Raw genomic sequence first — 16,871 nt, 5'->3', positions numbered from 1 at the left:
ATGAGTTTTTTAACCGCCGAGACATCTATTCTGGCTCATTACACCCCTTATCAGGGCATGATGTTGATTGATGGTGAACTGTGTCATTCGGTGACGGGCAAACGTGTGGATCGCATCGGCCCCGCGCACGGGATTGTGGTAGCTAATTACCCGGAGGGCAGTAAAGAAGACGCCGGGCTGGCGATTTCTGCCGCACACCGGGCGCTTGATAAGGAGTGGGCTACGCTGACCGCCAGCGAGCGTGCGAAATTATTATTAAAAGTGGCGGAGGGCATTGCAGCACGCGTTGATGAAATGGCGATGATTGAATGCCTGGAAACGGGTAAACCGCTGAGTCAGGCGCACGGCGAAGTGTCAGGCTGCGTGGATCTGTGGCGCTATGCCGCCTCCCTCGCGCGTACTTTGCACGGGGAAAGTTACAATAATTTGGGTGATTCAATGTTAGGCGTGGTCGTGCGCCAGCCTGTCGGTGTGGTCACCATGATTACGCCCTGGAATTTCCCCATCTGGATCCTTAGCCAGAAGCTTCCTTTTGCCCTGGCAGCGGGTTGCACTGTGGTTATCAAGCCAAGCGAGTTCACCAATGGTACGACGTTAATGCTGGGTGAAATTCTGATTGAAGCGGGTTTACCGCGCGGGGTGGTCAATATCGTCACCGGATTAGGTGAAGAAGTCGGCGCTCCGCTGTCGACGCACGAACTGGTCGATATGGTCTCCTTCACCGGTTCGACGCGCGTCGGCACCCTTATCGCCGCTGAAGCAGGCCGCAGGTTGAAAAAGGTTTCGCTGGAGCTGGGCGGTAAGAATCCACAAATTATCTTCCCTGACTGTGATTGGGATGCAGCGGTAGACGCGGTGGTATTTGGCGTGTACTTCAATGCGGGCGAATGCTGCAACAGCGGTAGCCGAATTCTGGTGCACAAAGATATCGCTGATAAATTTACCCGCGCGGTGGTGGAGAAATCACGTCTGGTACGGGTTGGCGATCCGCTGAACCCGGAGGTCAAAATCGGTGCAATCATTAACGAAAACCAGATGATAACCATCGAAAAGGCGATTCAGTCCGCGCGCGATCAGGGCGCTGAGATCTTACTGGGCGGTGAACGTATCCCTAGCCGCCAGGGCCTGTTCCTTGAGCCGACTATCGTGGGTAACGTCACGCCAGGCATGGACATTGCCAGAGAGGAAGTCTTCGGGCCGGTGCTGTCCATTCTGACTTTTGAAGATAAAGATCAGGCAATCAAAATTGCTAATGATACCTGCTATGGACTTTCTGCTTCCGTCTGGAGCAAAGATATTGATATTTGCCTCGAGGCCGCGCGCAAAATAAAAGCGGGTACGGTGTGGGTTAATACTTTCCTGGACGGATCGCCAGAATTGCCGTTCGGCGGATTTAATCAGTCCGGATTAGGGCGGGAATTAGGCAGGCACGCCGTTGAAGATTATACAGAGCAAAAAACCATTCAATTACATATTGGTGAAAGAACAAATTGGTGGCTGGCAAAGTCATAATATGACAGTCCCTGCGCTTAATAAAAAGAGTTTTATAAAATATATAGCTGTCTTTGTTCTGACGGCTATAGTCCGATTACGTGAGGTTATCAGTGAAATACGATTATATCATCATCGGGGGCGGCTCCGCGGGGTGTGTGCTGGCTAACAGGCTCAGCGAAGACAAAACGAATAACGTATTATTATTAGAAGCCGGGGGCGGTGATGACCACCCGTTATTTAGCATGCCAGCGGGCTTTGCCAAAATGACCAAAGGCCGTGGCAGCTGGGGATGGCATACCGTCCCGCAAAAAAACCTTAATAACCGTATATTACGTTTTACACAGGCCAAAGTTATTGGCGGTGGCTCATCGATAAATGCCCAGGTTTATACGCGTGGGTCGCGCCATGATTATGACAGCTGGGAGAGCCTGTATAACGTGAAAGGCTGGTCTTATGACGAGGTATTACCTTATTTTAAGAAGGCTGAAAAAAACCAACGTTTTATTAATCAGTATCATGATTATCGCGGGCCTTTAGGCGTTTCCAATCCAGTCAGCCCGCTGCCCATTTGCGAAGCCTTTTTCCAGGCAGGCCAGCAGTTAACTATGCCTTTTAACGGTGACTTTAACGGTGAAAGACAGGATGGCCTGGGTTATTACCAGCTCACTCAATTAAACGCGCGGCGATCTTCAACATCTAAGGCCTATCTCAACCCGGTAAATAAACGGCCTAACCTGACCATTATGCTGAACACCCTGACTTTACGCATTGTTTTGCAAGGCAAGCGTGCGGTCGGGGTAGAAATTGCTGATAAAAATAATGGTAATAAGCAGGTAGTGCGTGCAGAAAGAGAAGTTATTCTTTCTGCAGGAGCGATAGGATCGCCGAAAATACTGATGCAGTCAGGTATCGGCCCTGCCGGCCATTTACAAAGCCTGGGAATTAACGTCCAGCATAACCTGGAAGGTATCGGCAGCAATTTACAGGATCATCTGGACCTGTTTGCCATCGCGGAATGTACCGGCGATCACACCTACGACCCATGTCTGAAGCCACACCACGCGGCCTGGGCGGGGCTGCAATATCTGCTATTGAAAAAAGGCCCCGTGGCATCAAGCCTGTTTGAAACAGGAGGATTTTGGTATCTCGATAAGGATGCCCGCTCACCGGACGTCCAGTTCCATCTTGGCCTCGGCTCCGGTATTGAGGCGGGAGTCGAAAAAATGAAAAACGCCGGGGTCACGCTGAACTCCGCCTTTCTGCGTCCCCGCTCCCGCGGCACCGTTCGCCTGGCAAACGGCGATCCGCTTTCTGCACCTCTGATTGACCCCAATTACTGGGCCGACCCTTACGACCGTGAAATGTCAATGCGCGGGCTGAAGCTGGTATGCGAAATTCTGTCTCAGGATGCGCTGAAACCCTATATCAAGGCGATCCATCTGCCCGGCCCGCAGGTCAGAACAGATAAAGAATTATTCGAGTACGCCTGCCTGAATGCGAAAACCGATCATCACCCGGTAGGCACATGCCGCATGGGTATTGACGGCGATCGTCAGGCGGTGGTTGATGAAAAACTTTGCGTCTTCGGTATTGAAGGTCTCAGAGTCGCCGACTCTTCGGTTATTCCACAGGTGCCGAGCAGTAATACCAATGCGCCAACCATCATGGTGGCAGAAAAGGCGGCCGAACATATCCTCGGTCACCTTTAGATAACGGGCATCAGTTTACTGATGCCCTTACTAAGGACGGCCTGATAAATAAGATTAATTAGCCAGAGGTCATGATGAGTTACGATCACAATATCGCCGCTGTTGCCTCACCATCCGATAAAACCATTTCCGTAAAACTTGCCTTCAGCATGATAACGTCCCTGTTTTTTCTTTGGGGATTTTCTCATGGCCTGCTGGACGTCCTGAATAAACACTTTCAGGACTCCCTTAATGTGAGCAAGGCAGGATCCGGTTTTCTACAGATGGCCTATTACGGCGCTTACTTTATTGTTGCCATGCCAACCGGCACATTAATGACCCGAATGGGCTATAAATCCGGCGTCATTGCCGGTCTGTTTTTATTTGCCGTCGGCGCCCTGCTCTTTGTGCCCGCAACCTCGGCAGGGACATTCTCTTTCTTCGTTTTCGCCCTGTTCATATTAGCCTGTGGCTTAGGCTGCCTGGAAACGGCGGCAAATTTATATGCTGCGGCTTTGGGGGCAGCGGAAGACTCGGAGCGCAGACTGAATTTCGCGCAGTCATTTAATGGATTAGGGGTGTTTATGGGGCCAGTTATAGGCGGCTCGCTATTTTTTTCCCCCGATATGAATATTGCAGGCAACCGCGTCGACCCGGTGATGTCAACGTATGTTGCCCTGTCATTACTGGTGCTGCTGCTGATGATTGCCTTTATTTTCATCCGTCTGCCTGATATTCAGGAAAAGAGCGGCTACAGCCTGTCTTCTTCATCGGTAAGCCTGTGGAAAAAAACGCAGTTTACTGGCGCGGTGGTTGCCCAGTTCTTCTACATGGCTGCCCACGTAGGTATTGCGTCATTCTTTATTAACTATGCTCTCGACCACTGGAGCGGCTCTTCCGTCCAGTTAGCCTCTTACTTACTCTCTGCCGCCATGCTGACCTTTATGATTGGCCGCTTTGTCAGTACCTGGCTGATGAAATATTTTCGTCCGCGCTCGATGCTGATCGCCTATGCAATGATTAACCTCGGGCTTTGTCTATTGGCAGTCTGCGCTATTGAAAAAGTCTCGGTTATCGGCCTCGTGGCTATCTTCTTCTTTCTTTCAATTATGTACCCCTGCATTTTTGCTATGGGCGTAAAAAATCTGGGCAGTCAGACCAGGCGTGCCGGTTCCTGGCTGGTGATGACCTTAGTTGGCGGGGCAATATCACCCTACATCATGGGATGGGTGGCCGACAGCAGCTCGATGGCGTTAGCCTTTTTAATCCCTGCCTTCAGCTTCTGCGTCATTATTTTTTATGCTTTGAAATGCGTTAAATAACGCTTCCGCTCTCGTTGAACTGAAATTCAGGAATTAAGATGAGAACTATCAGTAAACCTATACTGGACAGCCTTACCCAGGTTCCCTTTCCCAAAGGCTTTAACAAAGTGGCTGAAACAGAGCTGCGTAATATTGATGGCAAGGAGATCCCTTTCTATCGTTATGAAGCCGTCGTCGTAGGCACCGGCGCAGCCGGTCTGCGCGCTGCGGTAGAGCTGAAACGCAGAAATGTGAACGTGTTGCTGGTCACTTCTGGCCTGTATATGGGAACGTCCGCCTGTTCGGGTTCCGATAAGCAAACCCTGTACACCGCCGCAACGGGAAAAAATGGCGATAATTACCATCATCTTGCTGAAGCGCTGAGCGCAGGCGGGGCAATGGATAAAGATGTCGCCTACGTTGAGGCCGTGGGTTCGATACATACCCTCGGCGGGCTGCAATACCTTGGTCTGGCGCTGCCGGAAGATGGTTTTGGTTCAATATTGCGCTATCAAACCGACCATGATGAGGCCGGTCGGGCCACCAGCTGTGGCCCGCGCACCTCCAGACTGATGGTAAAAGTGCTGCTTGAAGAAACGCAAAGGCTGAGCATTCCCATGCTAAGCGGATCGACCGCCCTGCAGCTGCTTAAACATAAAGACGATCGGGGTTCAGAAAGCTGTGCAGGTTTGCTTATCAGTACCCGCAGCGCGGCAAATAATGCCTGGCGGTTAGGCATTGTCGAGTCTCCTTGCGTGGTACTGGCCACCGGCGGCCCCGGCGATATGTATCGCGACAGCGTCTATCCGAAAAAATGTTACGGCTCTTTGGGGCTTGCCCTCGAAGCCGGCCTGACGCTTTGCAATATTAGCGAAAGCCAGTTTGGCATCGGCACGCCGCGCACCGCCTTCCCGTGGAATTTATCAGGAACCTATGTGCAGGTTATGCCCTCTATTTATTCCGTTGATCGGGAGGGTAAAGAGCACAATTTCCTCGCCGGGTATTACCGTACTACGCGAGAACTGGCGTCCAACATCTTCCGCAAAGGCTACCAGTGGCCTTTTCATGCCACGCGCACGCTCGATTATGGCTCGAGCCTGGTGGATATGGCGATTGCCGCAGAAATCCGCGCGGGGCGTAAAGTCCGTATGGACTTCAATCGTAATCCTGAACCGGTTACTGCGGGCGAGCCATTTTCACTCGACGACCTTGATGAGGATGTTCTCACCTGGCTGAGGAATAATGGCTGTGATGACAGTTTGCCCATTCAGCGCCTGAGAAAAATGAATCCGCTGGCCATCGAACTTTATGCCATGCACGGCCATGATATCACCCGCCAACCGCTGGAGTTCACCGTCAACAATCAGCATATGAATGGCGGTATCGATGTGGATATCTGGGGTGAAAGCAGTCTGCCCGGCTGTTTCGCCGTTGGAGAAGTGGCCGGAACGCACGGTGTGACGCGTCCGGGCGGCGCGGCGCTCAATTCAGGGCAGGTGTTTGGCGTGCGCGTAGCGCAAAAAATAGCGCACGACCTGTCAACATCGCTTCCCCGTAGCGACTGCAAAGTGCTCTATCAGGAGGCCATCGCCTCCGTCATCTTATGGGCCGAAAAATCACAATCAGATCAGGCTATTCCCCTCGATGCGTTAAAAACGGAAATACGTGACCGGATGTCGGACAAGGCTGGCTACGTGATATCCGCTGAAGAAACGCCACGGGAGAAGTTAAAAGCACACACCTTATTGGCTAAGGTGCTGGAGCAGGGGATCAAAATAAACGGTCTTGCCCAACTGGCAGAATCCGTGCTTTGGCGTCATTTCGCCCTCACGTCGGCGGCGGTGCTCACGCAGTTAGATGATTACATCCGGCACGGCGGCGGAAGCCGGGGTGCGAGGATCATTCTTGATAAACAGGGACAGTCGGTTCCGGTTGGCAAAGATGGCAACATTGAAAAGTGGCGCTTCCGACCTGAATCGATCGGCGACAGAGCTTATAAGCTCCAGATTAACTGGCATGCGGGTCAATTCTGCTGCAGTTCAAGAGGGGTGAATCATGCCGTTGTGCTCGACAAGGTATTCTTTGAAAAAAACTGGCCGGACTATCTGATGGGCGATATTTATGAAAAAAAATAGCATCTATCAGAATGTTAACAGGCTAACTCAGTTGCTGAATCTATTTACAGCGCATGCTGTCGGGCAGGAAAAATGATGAAAATTGCCATTGTTTTCGGCAGCACGACCCGATACACGGAGATGGTTGCCGACAAAATCGCCAGTCGGCCCGGCTTTGAAAATGCCGATTTAATCGATGTAGAGGATATGAATTTTGCCAGTTTAACCGACTATAACCTGCTTATTTTTGGTATTCCCACCTGGGACTATGGTGAACCACCGTCATCCTGGCAAGACGTGTGGGATGAACTGGATCAGTTCGATTTTTCAGGACAGCTCTGCGCCTTTTATGGCCTGGGTGACCAGTCAGGCTATGCCAGATGGTTTGTCGATGCGATGGGCATACTGCACGATAAAATTGCCGCTAAGGGCGCCATTGTCATCGGCGAATGGTCAACGGCTGGCTATCAGTTTGATAGCGATAAAGCCCTGACTAAAGATAAAAAAAACTTTGTCGGCCTCGCTATTGATGACGTTAACCAACAGGCGTTAACGGATGAAAGAATTGCGCGCTGGTGTAGCCATTTGAACAGCCTTATCTCCGCAACGAATAAATTCGAGAGACCCGATGGAAAAAATAAACATTGCCGTGATCGGTGAATGCATGATTGAACTGTCCGGTAGCGGCGGAGCGTTGAAACAGAGCTTCGGCGGCGACACGCTGAACACCGCGGTCTACCTGGCAAGGCGGATGAAAACGCACGATGCAGAAATCAGCTATATCACCGGATTAGGAACAGATTTATTTAGCGATGCGATGATTTGCGCCTGGCAAGAGGAAGATATTCATACCGAGCACGTCGTGCGTATGCCCTCCAGGCTACCGGGCATGTATCACATTGAAACGGACGCCGCTGGTGAACGCCAGTTTCATTATTGGCGTGCGGAGTCCGCCGCGCGTTTTTGGCTGGATACCGAACAAGGCAACGCAGTATGTCACAAGCTACAGGCCTTCGACGTGCTTTACGTGAGCGGTATCAGTCTGGCGATCCTCGATCCCTCGTCACGAAATAAGCTCTTTCAGATTTTCCAGACTTGCCGCTCGCGCGGTGGAAAAATTATCTTTGATAACAATTTCCGGCCGGCGCTATGGTCATCCACGTTTGCAGCACGGCAGGTCTATCGTCAAATGCTGTCCTGCACGGATATGGCCTTTTTGACACTGGATGATGAGGCGCTGCTCTGGGGAAATGCGTCGCTTGCGGCCCTGCAATCACGCTGTCAGTCTGCGGGTATTGGGGAAGTCGTGGTGAAAAGGGGCAACAACTCTTGCCTGGTTTTCACTGACGGCGAGATGGCTGAAGTTCCTGCCGTGCGCTTACCCGCTTCAGCCGTCATTGATACCACCGCTGCGGGTGATTCCTTCAGCGCCGGGTATCTCGCCGCCCGCCTGCGGGGCGATACGGTGACCGACTCGGCCCGGCAGGCCCACCGTCTGGCAAGCCTGGTTATCCAATATCCGGGGGCGATTGTGCCCCTAACCGCGATGCCTGAATAACACCCCTGCAAGGAATATCATGAACAATTCTCAATTGAGCGCATTACAGGTTTTACAAACGGGCCCGGTGATCCCTGTTTTGGTGATTGACAATGCCGATCAGGCCGTGCCTTTGGCAAGGGCGCTTCTGCAAGGCGGCGTGCGCGTACTGGAAGTGACTCTGCGGACGGCATGTGCGCTTGAAGCGATATCCAGGATAGCAAAGGACGTGCCGGAAGCGATTATCGGGGCCGGGACGGTGACCAATATTCAGCAGTTCAATGAAGCCGAAGCGGCAGGCGCTAAATTTATTATCAGCCCAGGCCTGACCGATTCGCTGCTAAACTACGCCAGCGGTTCTGATCTCCCCCTCATCCCGGGGATCGGCAGCGTTTCAGAGCTGATGATGGGCAAAGACGCCGGGCTTAACGAATTCAAATTTTTCCCGGCCGAGACGAATGGCGGTCCACAGGCGCTTAAAGCGCTGGCTTCCCCGTTTCCCTCCGTCAGATTTTGCCCAACCGGCGGCATCACGCCGCAAAACGCCCGACATTATCTGGCGCTGCCCAATGTGGTTTGCGTTGGCGGTTCATGGCTGGTGACTGCGCAAGACCTGCGCGAAAATAATTATCAGCGGATGACTTCACTGGCCAGACAGACAGCAGAATTAGCCATCATTCAGGCTTAACATGCGGTGCCGCTCGTCACACGGACGGCACGTCAGATCTATGACTGCCCCTTCTCTGGTCAGACGGGGGTTTTCATTGTTCCGCACCATCCCTGCCACAAATCTGTCATGCTCCGATCACACGCCGCCGCTACACTGTGTCCATTCTCTAAAATGGAATAAATCTCATGGCCATTATCAGCGCCAGTAATCTCAAAGATGCGGAAGAACTGCTTTATTCAGGTATTAACAAAGTGGCTCTGGCCTATGATATCAACGGCGACGACTTCTTTCGTCTTGCCTGCCACTGGTGCCAGCGTGGGGCAACCATCTCTAAAGAGAGCCAGTATTTTATCGTGTCATTGAAAGGGTTCACCATCCCACCCAACGACTGATAACGCGCGTTTTTTTGATATCAGTCCGCTAACCTGCTCACCGATTTCTCTTATTATTACGGACGATCCGCTAAGTCCGCCACCGTCGCAGAGGACTCATGCCGACCTGTAGCCTCGAAATTCGCATCTCGGTAGTGGATGGCAGAGCCGTGTAGCAATCCGATCGGGTGCCAACATGAATTATCGAACCGCCGGCACGCTGAATATCAGTGAGGTTGATCCTCAACACGACGCTCGTCGGCAACCAGCTGCTGCAAATCGCTGCCATAGAGCTCCGCCATCGGGATCAGCGCCTCAACGATACGACAGCTGTCCAGCGTTGCCATGCCGGAAGGTGCCTGAAAATAACGCATAAAGTGCAGCCAAATACCGTTCATCCGTATGCTCCTCTGTTGAGTGAGCCTGTAGTTAACCCGAATCCTCCCGCGGATGAAATACGCATTTTGCACAGCCTTTGCCGCTTCCCGGCAATAGCGCGTAATCCCATTTAGCGACTGATTTAAGCCGGATATGTTGTTTTACAGCCGCCGCTCCCGCCGCCAATAATTGCCAGCATCTTAACCTGTTAAGGAGCAGTGATGGCTTACCGATTGAGCGTACTGGATAAGAGCCCGCTGGCCGAGGGCGAAGACGCGACGGCGGCGCTGGCTCGCACGCTGACGCTGGCGCAACGGGCCGAGGAGCAGGGATATCACCGCTTCTGGCTGGCTGAACATCATAACAGCCCGGCGCTCGCCAGCCCGTCGCCGGAGGTGTTGATCGCCTGGATCCTGGCGCATACCCGCCGCATCCGCGTCGGCTCCGGCGGCGTGATGTTGCAACACTACAGCCCCTACAAGGTAGCCGAAAACTTTAATCTGCTGGCCTCGCTGGCACCCGGCCGGGTTGATCTTGGCGTAGGCAAAGCGCCTGGCGGCCTGCCGCTGTCGACAAAGGCGCTGCAGGCAGGCGTCCACCCGGAGGAGAAAGGCGATTTTGCCCAGCAGCTGGCGGCGCTGGAGGGCTGGCTTAACCCCACGCCATTGACTGAGCAGAGTGAAGATCGGCTGCTGGCAACCCCGCTTCCCCCGCTTTCCGCCAGCCGTTTTCTGCTCGGTGCCAGCGAAGCGAGCGCCCGCCTGGCGGCAGAACTGGGCTGGCAGTTTGTCTTTGCCGCACATCTTAACGGTGACAGGCAGGAGATGGCGCGAGCACTGGATCTGTTTCGCTCTCACAGCGGTGGCCAGAATGCGCTGCTGGCCGTGCAGGCCATTGTCGCTGATACGGCGTCACAGGCGGCGCTGCTGGCAGCGGATTTACAGCACTACCGCGTGCATATCGATGGCGATCAGAGCGTTACCGTTGGTAGTCTGGCACAGGCAGAGGCCTATGTCCGCCAGGCAGGGGCTACGGCGTATCGCATTGAGCCGCGCACGCTTACCGTGCTGAAAGGCACCGCCGCACAGGTGCACGACGAGCTGGAACAGCTTCACCAACGCTTTGGCGTCGAGGAATTTATCATCGATACGCCGATTACCAGCGGCACGCCGCGTCTTAAATCCCTGCAGCTACTGGCCAGCCATCTGCGCGTTGCCGCGTAAGGAGTCCGTCACCATGAACCCCTCTCTTGAACAACAGCTGATTGCCTGGCGTCGTGAACTGCATCAGTTTCCCGAGCTGTCACATCAGGAATTTGCCACCACCGCACGCATTAAAAGCTGGCTGACTGAGGCGGATATCACCCCGCTGCCCTGGGATCTCACCACCGGCGTGGTGGCGGAGATCGGGCAGGGTGAACCCCTGATCGCCCTGCGTGCGGATATCGACGCCCTGCCGATTGAGGAAGTGACTACGGTGGATTTCCGCTCGCAGCATAAGGGGGTCATGCATGCCTGCGGCCACGATCTGCATACCTCGGTGATGCTGGGTGCAGCAAAGTTGCTGAAAGCGCGCGAGGAAGCCCTGCCGGGGCGCGTGCGCCTGTTGTTTCAGCCGGCGGAGGAGCGCTTCGGCGGCGCTAAAACGCTGATCGAGGCGGGCGCATTACAGGATGTCAGCGCTATATTTGGCATGCACAATGCGCCGGAGTTGCCGGTGGGCATTTTTGCCACACGCGGCGGCCCGTTCTATGCCAACGTCGACCGTTTTACGATTGAGGTCAACGGCAAAGGGGCGCACGCCGCACGTCCACAGGAAGGCGTTGATGCCATCGTTATCGCCAGCCAGATTGTTGGGGCGCTACAGACGTTAGTCAGCCGCAGCTATAGCCCGCTGGAAACGGTGGTGGTCAGCGTCACGCGCATTGAAGGCGGCAATACCTGGAACGTGCTGCCACAAAAGGTGGTGCTGGAGGGGACGGTACGCACCTACAACGCGCAGATACGCAGCGAGCTGCCGCAGCGCATGCGCCAGCTGATAACGGGCATCGCCAGCGGTTTTGGCGCGTGCGCGGAACTGGGATGGCATCCCGGCCCACCAGCCCTGATCAACAGCCAGCACTGGGCAGAGTTCAGCAAGCAGGTGGCAGCACGCCAGAACTATGAGGTTCAGCACGCCGATCTGCAAATGGGAGGTGAGGATTTTGCCTTTTATCTTCATCACATCCCAGGGGCTTTCGTCAGTATCGGCAGCGCCAGCGAGTTTGGACTGCACCATCCGGCATTTAACCCGGATGAAGCCCTGCTCTACCCCGCAGCGCACTATTTCAGCCAGCTGGCGGAAGCGGCCCTGCACGATATCGCATGACCGGCAGCAGCGCTGCCCGGCTCATTTTCCCGTAAACACATATCAGCACAGGTCACTATGAAACAGACATCGCGATTACTCGCCCTGCTGGCCACCTCTTTGTGGATCGCCACCATGGCAAACGCCGAAACGGTGAAGATTAACGGCACCGGCATCAGCGTTGAGGCCAATAGCGCCCCGGTTCATGCTCCGCTGAACCCACAGGCCGTGGCCCTGCTGCCGAAAAACCTCAATCTGGCGGTGCCGGGTAAGTTTACCGTTGCCGTTGCCGCACTTAACTCCCCGCCGCTGACGCTCTTTTCCGATGACAACAAGACCCTGCTCGGCAGCGAAGTGGATATCGCCCGGCTGGTGGCAGACAGCCTCGGGCTACGGCTGAACGTGGTGCCGACCTCATGGGAAGACTGGCCGCTTGGCGTCAGCTCCGGTAAGTATGACGCGGCGATCACCAACGTCACGGTCACCAAAGCGCGCAAAGAGAAATTCGACTTCGCCACCTATCGCCGCGACTCGCTCGGTTTCTACGTCAAATCTGACAGCAGCATCACCAAAATCAGCCAGGCGGAAGATATTGCCGGGCTGCGGATTATTGTCGGTTCCGGCACCAATCAGGAAGCGATTCTGCTGGCGTGGGATGAGCAAAATCAGAAGAAAGGGCTGAAGCCGTTTATTCCCAACTACGTTAAAGACGATGCGGCGCAAACGCTGGCGCTACAGTCCGGCCGCGCCGACGCCTATTTTGGCCCCAACGTCATCGGTGCCTGGAAAGCGGCACTGACCGGCAGGACTAAACGGGTGGGCACCGTGGACGGCGGCTGGCCAAAGGCGGCCCATATTGCCGTGACGCTGAAGAAGGACAGCGGGCTGGTGACGGCGGTTAACGCCGCGCTAAATGGCGTGATCAAAGGGGGCGAATACGACAAGGTGCTGAACCGCTGGGGAGAAGGCGTTGAGCGCCTCGACCATTCTGAAATCAACCCGCCCGGGTTGGGCGACTGACGGAGAGAAAAATGAGCGAGGAACATTTCCGCCAGCTGTCTCCGGAGGCGCCAGAGCTGGAACCGATTATTGCCGGGCTGTTTGGGGAATACAGCGCCCGCTATGGCGACTTTTTCGCACGGGATGCCGAAATTGAACTGACCGAATGGTATCTGCCGCCACAGGGGATGTTTGTGGTGCTGGAACGGAACGGAGAAATTATTGCGATGGGGGCTTACAAGGCGTTTGATGCGCAGACCGCCGAGCTGAAACGGATCTGGACGCGCGACGATCTGCGCCGTCAGGGGCTGGCGCAACGGGTGCTGGTGGAGCTGGAGCAACGGGCGCGGCGGGCGGGTTATCGTCAAGTCTACCTGACCACCGGCTTCCGCCAGCCGGAGGCGGTACGGCTGTATTTGTCACACGGCTACCAGCCCCAGTTCGACACCACGCGCGATACTGAGGAGTACAGCAAGCCGCCGTTCGACGGTCGTCTGCGCTTTACCAAATCGCTGCATCACACCGTGACTGCCGGAGCCGCCGATGAAATCCAGTGAAACCCTGCGCGTGGTGCCGGCACGCTACCCGCTGCGGCTGTTCGGTGCGGCCATCGCGCTGTTTATTCTTGCTATTGTCGTGCAGTCGGTGGCGTTTAATCCGCGCTGGGAATGGTCGGTATTTGCCCACTGGTTTTTTGCCCCGGCTATCCTGTCCGGTCTGGGCCAGACCCTGCTGCTGACGCTGACCGCCAGCGTGCTGAGCATTTTCCTCGGCGTGCTGCTGGCGCTGGCCCGACTCTCTCCTTCGTGGCTGCTGTCCGGGCTGGCGTTCAGCTATATCTGGCTGTTTCGCTCGCTGCCGCTGATCGTGGTGCTGATTATTCTTTACAACTTCTCTTATCTCTACGATCGGCTGTCGCTGGGCATTCCCTTTACGCCGCTGACCCTGGCCTCTTTTAAGACCATCGACGTGCTCGGTCAGTTCAGCACCGCCGTTACGGGGCTGACGCTGGTGCAGGCCGCTTACACCGCCGAGATCGTGCGGGGCGGCATCACCGGCGTCGACCACGGGCAGTTTGAGGCCGCCGCCGCCCTCGGGCTGCCGTCATCACGCCGCACCCTGCGTATTATTCTGCCACAGGCGCTGCGCGCGATTATCCCCAGCGGTTTTAATGAAATCATCAGCCTGGCGAAAGGCACCGCGATGGTTTACGTGCTGGCGATGCCGGAGCTGTTTTACACTATCCAGATGGTCTACAACCGCACCCAGCAGGTGATCCCGCTGCTGATGGTCGCCGCCGTCTGGTATCTGCTGATCACCACCCTGCTGTCCGTGGTTCAGCACTATGTTGAACGCCGGCTTGCGCGGAGCAGCGCGCGCCAATCCGCCAGCCGCCAGCCTGCTTCACCTCCGCGCGCGGCCATCACCCCAATCAGGAGCTAATCATGTCTGAAGCTATCGATCTGAACTACGTACCACAATCAGGGCATATTTCGATTACCGGCGTGAGCAAAAGCTACGGGCGTTTTAAGGCGCTGGATGAGGTTTCACTGGAGATAGCGCCCGGCTCTGTCACGGTGATCCTTGGCCCATCGGGTTCGGGCAAATCGACGCTGCTACGCGCCATAAATCATCTGGAGCGCGTCGACCGGGGCTTTATTCGTATCGACGGCGATTACATGGGTTACCGCCGCAAAGGGGATAAACTTCACGCGTTGAAAGAGAAAGCGATCCTTAAACAGCGCGCCGGCGTGGGATATGTCTTTCAGAACTTCAATCTGTTTCCCCATCTGACGGTGCTGGAAAACATCATTGAAGCGCCGCTGGCACACCGGCGGATGACGCATGCCGAAGCCGTTGCGCGTGCCGGGCAGCTGCTGGAGTCGGTCGGACTGGCTCATAAGGCCCACGCCTGGCCGCGCCATCTGTCCGGCGGGCAGCAACAGCGGGTGGCCATTGCCCGTGCGCTGGCGCTCAATCCTAAGGTTATCCTGTTTGATGAGCCGACTTCAGCGCTCGATCCGGAGCTGGTCGGAGAAGTGTTGGACACCATCAGGCAGCTGGCACGTTCAGGTACCACGCTGGTGGTGGTGACGCACGAGATAGGTTTCGCCCGCGAGGTGGCCGACCGGGTGGTATTTATGGTTGAGGGTAAAATCATTGAGCAGGGCAACGCCCGCCAGGTACTGAATCATCCGCAGCACCCTCGCACCCGTCATTTCCTCTCTAAAGTCCTGTGAGACGCGCTATCCGGGGGGATAATCCCCCGGTGCCGCATCAGCTTTCTGGCGTATCGGTACGCTGCACCGCATCCAGCGTTGCCTGCTCACGCTCAATGCCGGTCAATTCTGTCAGCACCCCGTTACGCATCTCCAGCAGGCGGTCGGCATGCAGAAAATAGTGATCGTCGTGGCTGATGGCAAATACCGTTTTGCCCATTTCACGCAGCCATGGCAGCAGCTCGCGGTAGAAGATACGGCGGAAATGCGGGTCCTGATCCGCGGCCCACTCGTCCAGCAGCAGGATATCGCGCTGCTCGGCGGTGGCCAACAGCAGCGCCAGCCGCTTGGTCTGACCTTTTGATAACTTGAGGTTCAGGATACGGTTGCCCTCCAGTTCAATTTTGTCCTGCATTTGCAGGCGCACCAGCCAGCTCCGCACCAGAGCCGGATCGGCAGGCTGCCCGTCATCGTCCGTCAGGCGGTCAAACAAATGCACATCGGTGAACACCGCCGAGAACAGCCGACGATAGCTGCCCATCGCAGCAGGATGTACCGCCTGGCCATCAAGCAGGATGTCGCCAGCAACCGGCTGATAAAGTCCGGTCAGTAACATCGCCAGCGTTGACTTGCCGCTGCCGTTGCCGCCAATCAGAAATACCAGCTCGCCGCGCTTCAGCGTCATGTTAATCGGCCCGACCTTAAAACCCTGTTCACCGTAGTGAAACGACAGATTACGCAGCTCCAGCGTTTGCCAGCTTTTCGCCACCGGCGGCTGTAGGAAATCGGCCTGATATTCAGCCAGCTTAAAAGTATTGAGTTTGTTAAACGCCACCTGGGCACTCAGCAACGTGGGCAACGCCCCCACCGCCGACAGCATCGGGGTACGCAAAAACAGCAGGGTCAGTGAGTAAGTGGACGCAACGGCGGTATCCGCCCAGCCGAGACCGTTTGCCAGCCAGAAAGCCAGTCCGATAGCTCCCAGCATCATGATGTTAGACCAGTTCACGGCGCTGAGATGGAAGGTGTCGGCGCGCACGATGTGATGGCGGTACGTTTTCGCATTTTCACCATACACGTTGTCAAAGATCTGCTGCGCGCGCTGGCGATTTAGCGTCAGCTCTTTGCGCCCTTCAATAATGGTCTGGAAATCAGCGTAAAGGCGGTCTTCCGTATCGCGCAGCGTCGCCATATGCCGATAGACGCGCGTCACCAGCAGCCAGCCGCCGATAATCGTCAGCGCCACCCACAGGGCGGTCACCATCAACATTTTCGGTGACAGCCAGCCGAGATAAGCCGCAGAAGCAACGGTCAGGATAATTCCCTGAATCAGCTCGGGCAGGCGCACAAAGGCAAACGTTATCGTGCGCACGTCGCTGGTCAGTGCCGCCAGCAGGCTGGCGCTGCCAATCTGCTCAATGCGCTCGACCTGAGTATCAAGAATACGTTTGATAAATTCGCTGCGCAGGCGACAGACAAAATGATGTCCGAGCAGCGTCAGCGCCAGCTGAGATCCCAGCGTTACCGCCAGCAACAGCAGCAGCAGGCCGAGAAACTGCGGCAACACACTTAGTGAAGAATTCAGGGAAACGATCAGTTCGCGATTGATAAAGGCGATCAGGCCAATACCCAGCGCGGCGCTGAGCAGGCTCAGTCCGATGACCAGAATAAACGGCCAGCGATACTGTTTATAGACGATGTGAAGCAGCTCCATCAGGACATTCCGGCAGGTAGAAAGCAGCCCGCAGTGTAAT

15 protein-coding genes and 1 pseudogene are annotated in these 16,871 nt (G+C 55.4%); 14 read left to right on the top strand and 2 right to left on the bottom strand.

What is annotated here, in order from left to right:
- The 8 genes from ETA_RS07325 to ETA_RS07290 all read left to right on the top strand — a co-directional run bounded on the left by ETA_RS07325 (nt 1) and on the right by ETA_RS07290 (nt 9,196).
- Nucleotides 1–1,512 (top strand): aldehyde dehydrogenase family protein, encoded by a 1,512-nt coding sequence (locus ETA_RS07325; RefSeq protein WP_012440991.1) that lies wholly within the window; start codon nt 1–3, stop codon nt 1,510–1,512.
- A 92-nt stretch (nt 1,513–1,604) separates the two neighbouring features.
- Complete coding sequence (locus tag ETA_RS07320) at nt 1,605–3,203, top strand: GMC family oxidoreductase (protein ID WP_042958780.1); 1,599 nt, start codon at nt 1,605–1,607, stop codon at nt 3,201–3,203.
- A gap of 74 nt (nt 3,204–3,277) precedes the next feature.
- On the top strand, nt 3,278–4,504 hold the full coding sequence (locus ETA_RS07315; protein WP_042958777.1) for an MFS transporter: 1,227 nt from the start codon (nt 3,278–3,280) through the stop codon (nt 4,502–4,504).
- Between the two features lie 38 nt (nt 4,505–4,542).
- Nucleotides 4,543–6,618 carry an FAD-binding protein gene (locus ETA_RS07310; RefSeq protein WP_012440988.1) on the top strand — a complete coding sequence of 692 codons (2,076 nt, stop codon included), beginning with the start codon at nt 4,543–4,545 and terminating at the stop codon, nt 6,616–6,618.
- Nucleotides 6,619–6,693: 75 nt separating this feature from the next.
- Nucleotides 6,694–7,257, top strand: coding sequence for a flavodoxin (locus ETA_RS07305; protein WP_012440987.1), 564 nt, complete (start codon nt 6,694–6,696; stop codon nt 7,255–7,257).
- Complete coding sequence (kdgK, locus tag ETA_RS07300) at nt 7,226–8,155, top strand: 2-dehydro-3-deoxygluconokinase (protein WP_042958776.1); 930 nt, start codon at nt 7,226–7,228, stop codon at nt 8,153–8,155. The genes ETA_RS07305 and kdgK overlap by 32 nt, the downstream gene beginning before the upstream one ends.
- Nucleotides 8,156–8,174: 19 nt before the next feature.
- Nucleotides 8,175–8,822, top strand: a complete 648-nt coding sequence (locus tag ETA_RS07295; protein WP_012440985.1) for a bifunctional 4-hydroxy-2-oxoglutarate aldolase/2-dehydro-3-deoxy-phosphogluconate aldolase — start codon at nt 8,175–8,177, stop codon at nt 8,820–8,822.
- Nucleotides 8,823–8,989: 167 nt separating this feature from the next.
- Nucleotides 8,990–9,196, top strand: a complete 207-nt coding sequence (locus ETA_RS07290; protein ID WP_012440984.1) for a hypothetical protein — start codon at nt 8,990–8,992, stop codon at nt 9,194–9,196.
- A 206-nt stretch (nt 9,197–9,402) separates the two neighbouring features.
- Here ETA_RS07290 and ETA_RS20130 read toward each other — a convergent pair whose 3' ends face one another.
- Complete coding sequence (locus ETA_RS20130; RefSeq protein ID WP_167310302.1) at nt 9,403–9,573, bottom strand: hypothetical protein; 171 nt, start codon at nt 9,571–9,573, stop codon at nt 9,403–9,405.
- A gap of 201 nt (nt 9,574–9,774) precedes the next feature.
- Between ETA_RS20130 and ETA_RS07285 the strand changes: the two genes are divergently transcribed.
- The 6 genes and pseudogenes from ETA_RS07285 (at nt 9,775) to ETA_RS07260 (ending at nt 15,138) form a co-directional block, all read left to right on the top strand.
- Nucleotides 9,775–10,776, top strand: coding sequence for an LLM class flavin-dependent oxidoreductase (locus ETA_RS07285; RefSeq protein ID WP_012440982.1), 1,002 nt, complete (start codon nt 9,775–9,777; stop codon nt 10,774–10,776).
- Nucleotides 10,777–10,789: 13 nt separating this feature from the next.
- Nucleotides 10,790–11,920 (top strand): M20 peptidase aminoacylase family protein, encoded by a 1,131-nt coding sequence (locus ETA_RS07280; protein WP_012440981.1) that lies wholly within the window; start codon nt 10,790–10,792, stop codon nt 11,918–11,920.
- Nucleotides 11,921–12,049: 129 nt separating this feature from the next.
- Nucleotides 12,050–12,919, top strand: a pseudogene (locus tag ETA_RS07275) (ABC transporter substrate-binding protein); the annotation flags it as partial.
- A gap of 11 nt (nt 12,920–12,930) precedes the next feature.
- Nucleotides 12,931–13,455, top strand: coding sequence for a GNAT family N-acetyltransferase (locus ETA_RS07270; RefSeq protein WP_012440979.1), 525 nt, complete (start codon nt 12,931–12,933; stop codon nt 13,453–13,455).
- On the top strand, nt 13,442–14,341 hold the full coding sequence (locus tag ETA_RS07265) for an amino acid ABC transporter permease (protein ID WP_012440978.1): 900 nt from the start codon (nt 13,442–13,444) through the stop codon (nt 14,339–14,341). Before ETA_RS07270 ends, ETA_RS07265 begins: the two co-directional genes overlap by 14 nt.
- A 2-nt stretch (nt 14,342–14,343) precedes the next feature.
- Nucleotides 14,344–15,138 (top strand): amino acid ABC transporter ATP-binding protein, encoded by a 795-nt coding sequence (locus tag ETA_RS07260; RefSeq protein WP_012440977.1) that lies wholly within the window; start codon nt 14,344–14,346, stop codon nt 15,136–15,138.
- Between the two features lie 37 nt (nt 15,139–15,175).
- Here ETA_RS07260 and ETA_RS07255 read toward each other — a convergent pair whose 3' ends face one another.
- Nucleotides 15,176–16,831, bottom strand: a complete 1,656-nt coding sequence (locus ETA_RS07255) for a multidrug ABC transporter permease/ATP-binding protein (RefSeq protein WP_012440976.1) — start codon at nt 16,829–16,831, stop codon at nt 15,176–15,178.
- Nucleotides 16,832–16,871: the final 40 nt, after the last annotated feature.

It is taken from the genome of Erwinia tasmaniensis Et1/99, assembly GCF_000026185.1.
Classification (GTDB): Bacteria; Pseudomonadota; Gammaproteobacteria; order Enterobacterales; family Enterobacteriaceae; genus Erwinia; species Erwinia tasmaniensis.
This window is presented reverse-complemented; position numbering and strand designations above follow the sequence as displayed.

Bases quoted from the DNA above. Each gene is read 5' to 3' on its own strand.
- ETA_RS07325 (WP_012440991.1), top strand. From the start codon at position 1: ATGAGTTTTTTAACCGCCGAGACATCTATTCTGGCTCATTACACCCCT.
- ETA_RS07315 (WP_042958777.1), top strand. From the start codon at position 3,278: ATGAGTTACGATCACAATATCGCCGCTGTTGCCTCACCATCCGATAAA.
- ETA_RS07310 (WP_012440988.1), top strand. From the start codon at position 4,543: ATGAGAACTATCAGTAAACCTATACTGGACAGCCTTACCCAGGTTCCC.
- ETA_RS07305 (WP_012440987.1), top strand. From the start codon at position 6,694: ATGAAAATTGCCATTGTTTTCGGCAGCACGACCCGATACACGGAGATG.
- kdgK (WP_042958776.1), top strand. From the start codon at position 7,226: ATGGAAAAAATAAACATTGCCGTGATCGGTGAATGCATGATTGAACTG.
- ETA_RS07295 (WP_012440985.1), top strand. From the start codon at position 8,175: ATGAACAATTCTCAATTGAGCGCATTACAGGTTTTACAAACGGGCCCG.
- ETA_RS07290 (WP_012440984.1), top strand. From the start codon at position 8,990: ATGGCCATTATCAGCGCCAGTAATCTCAAAGATGCGGAAGAACTGCTT.
- ETA_RS20130 (WP_167310302.1), bottom strand. From the start codon at position 9,573: ATGAACGGTATTTGGCTGCACTTTATGCGTTATTTTCAGGCACCTTCC.
- ETA_RS07285 (WP_012440982.1), top strand. From the start codon at position 9,775: ATGGCTTACCGATTGAGCGTACTGGATAAGAGCCCGCTGGCCGAGGGC.
- ETA_RS07280 (WP_012440981.1), top strand. From the start codon at position 10,790: ATGAACCCCTCTCTTGAACAACAGCTGATTGCCTGGCGTCGTGAACTG.
- ETA_RS07270 (WP_012440979.1), top strand. From the start codon at position 12,931: ATGAGCGAGGAACATTTCCGCCAGCTGTCTCCGGAGGCGCCAGAGCTG.
- ETA_RS07265 (WP_012440978.1), top strand. From the start codon at position 13,442: ATGAAATCCAGTGAAACCCTGCGCGTGGTGCCGGCACGCTACCCGCTG.
- ETA_RS07260 (WP_012440977.1), top strand. From the start codon at position 14,344: ATGTCTGAAGCTATCGATCTGAACTACGTACCACAATCAGGGCATATT.
- ETA_RS07255 (WP_012440976.1), bottom strand. From the start codon at position 16,831: ATGGAGCTGCTTCACATCGTCTATAAACAGTATCGCTGGCCGTTTATT.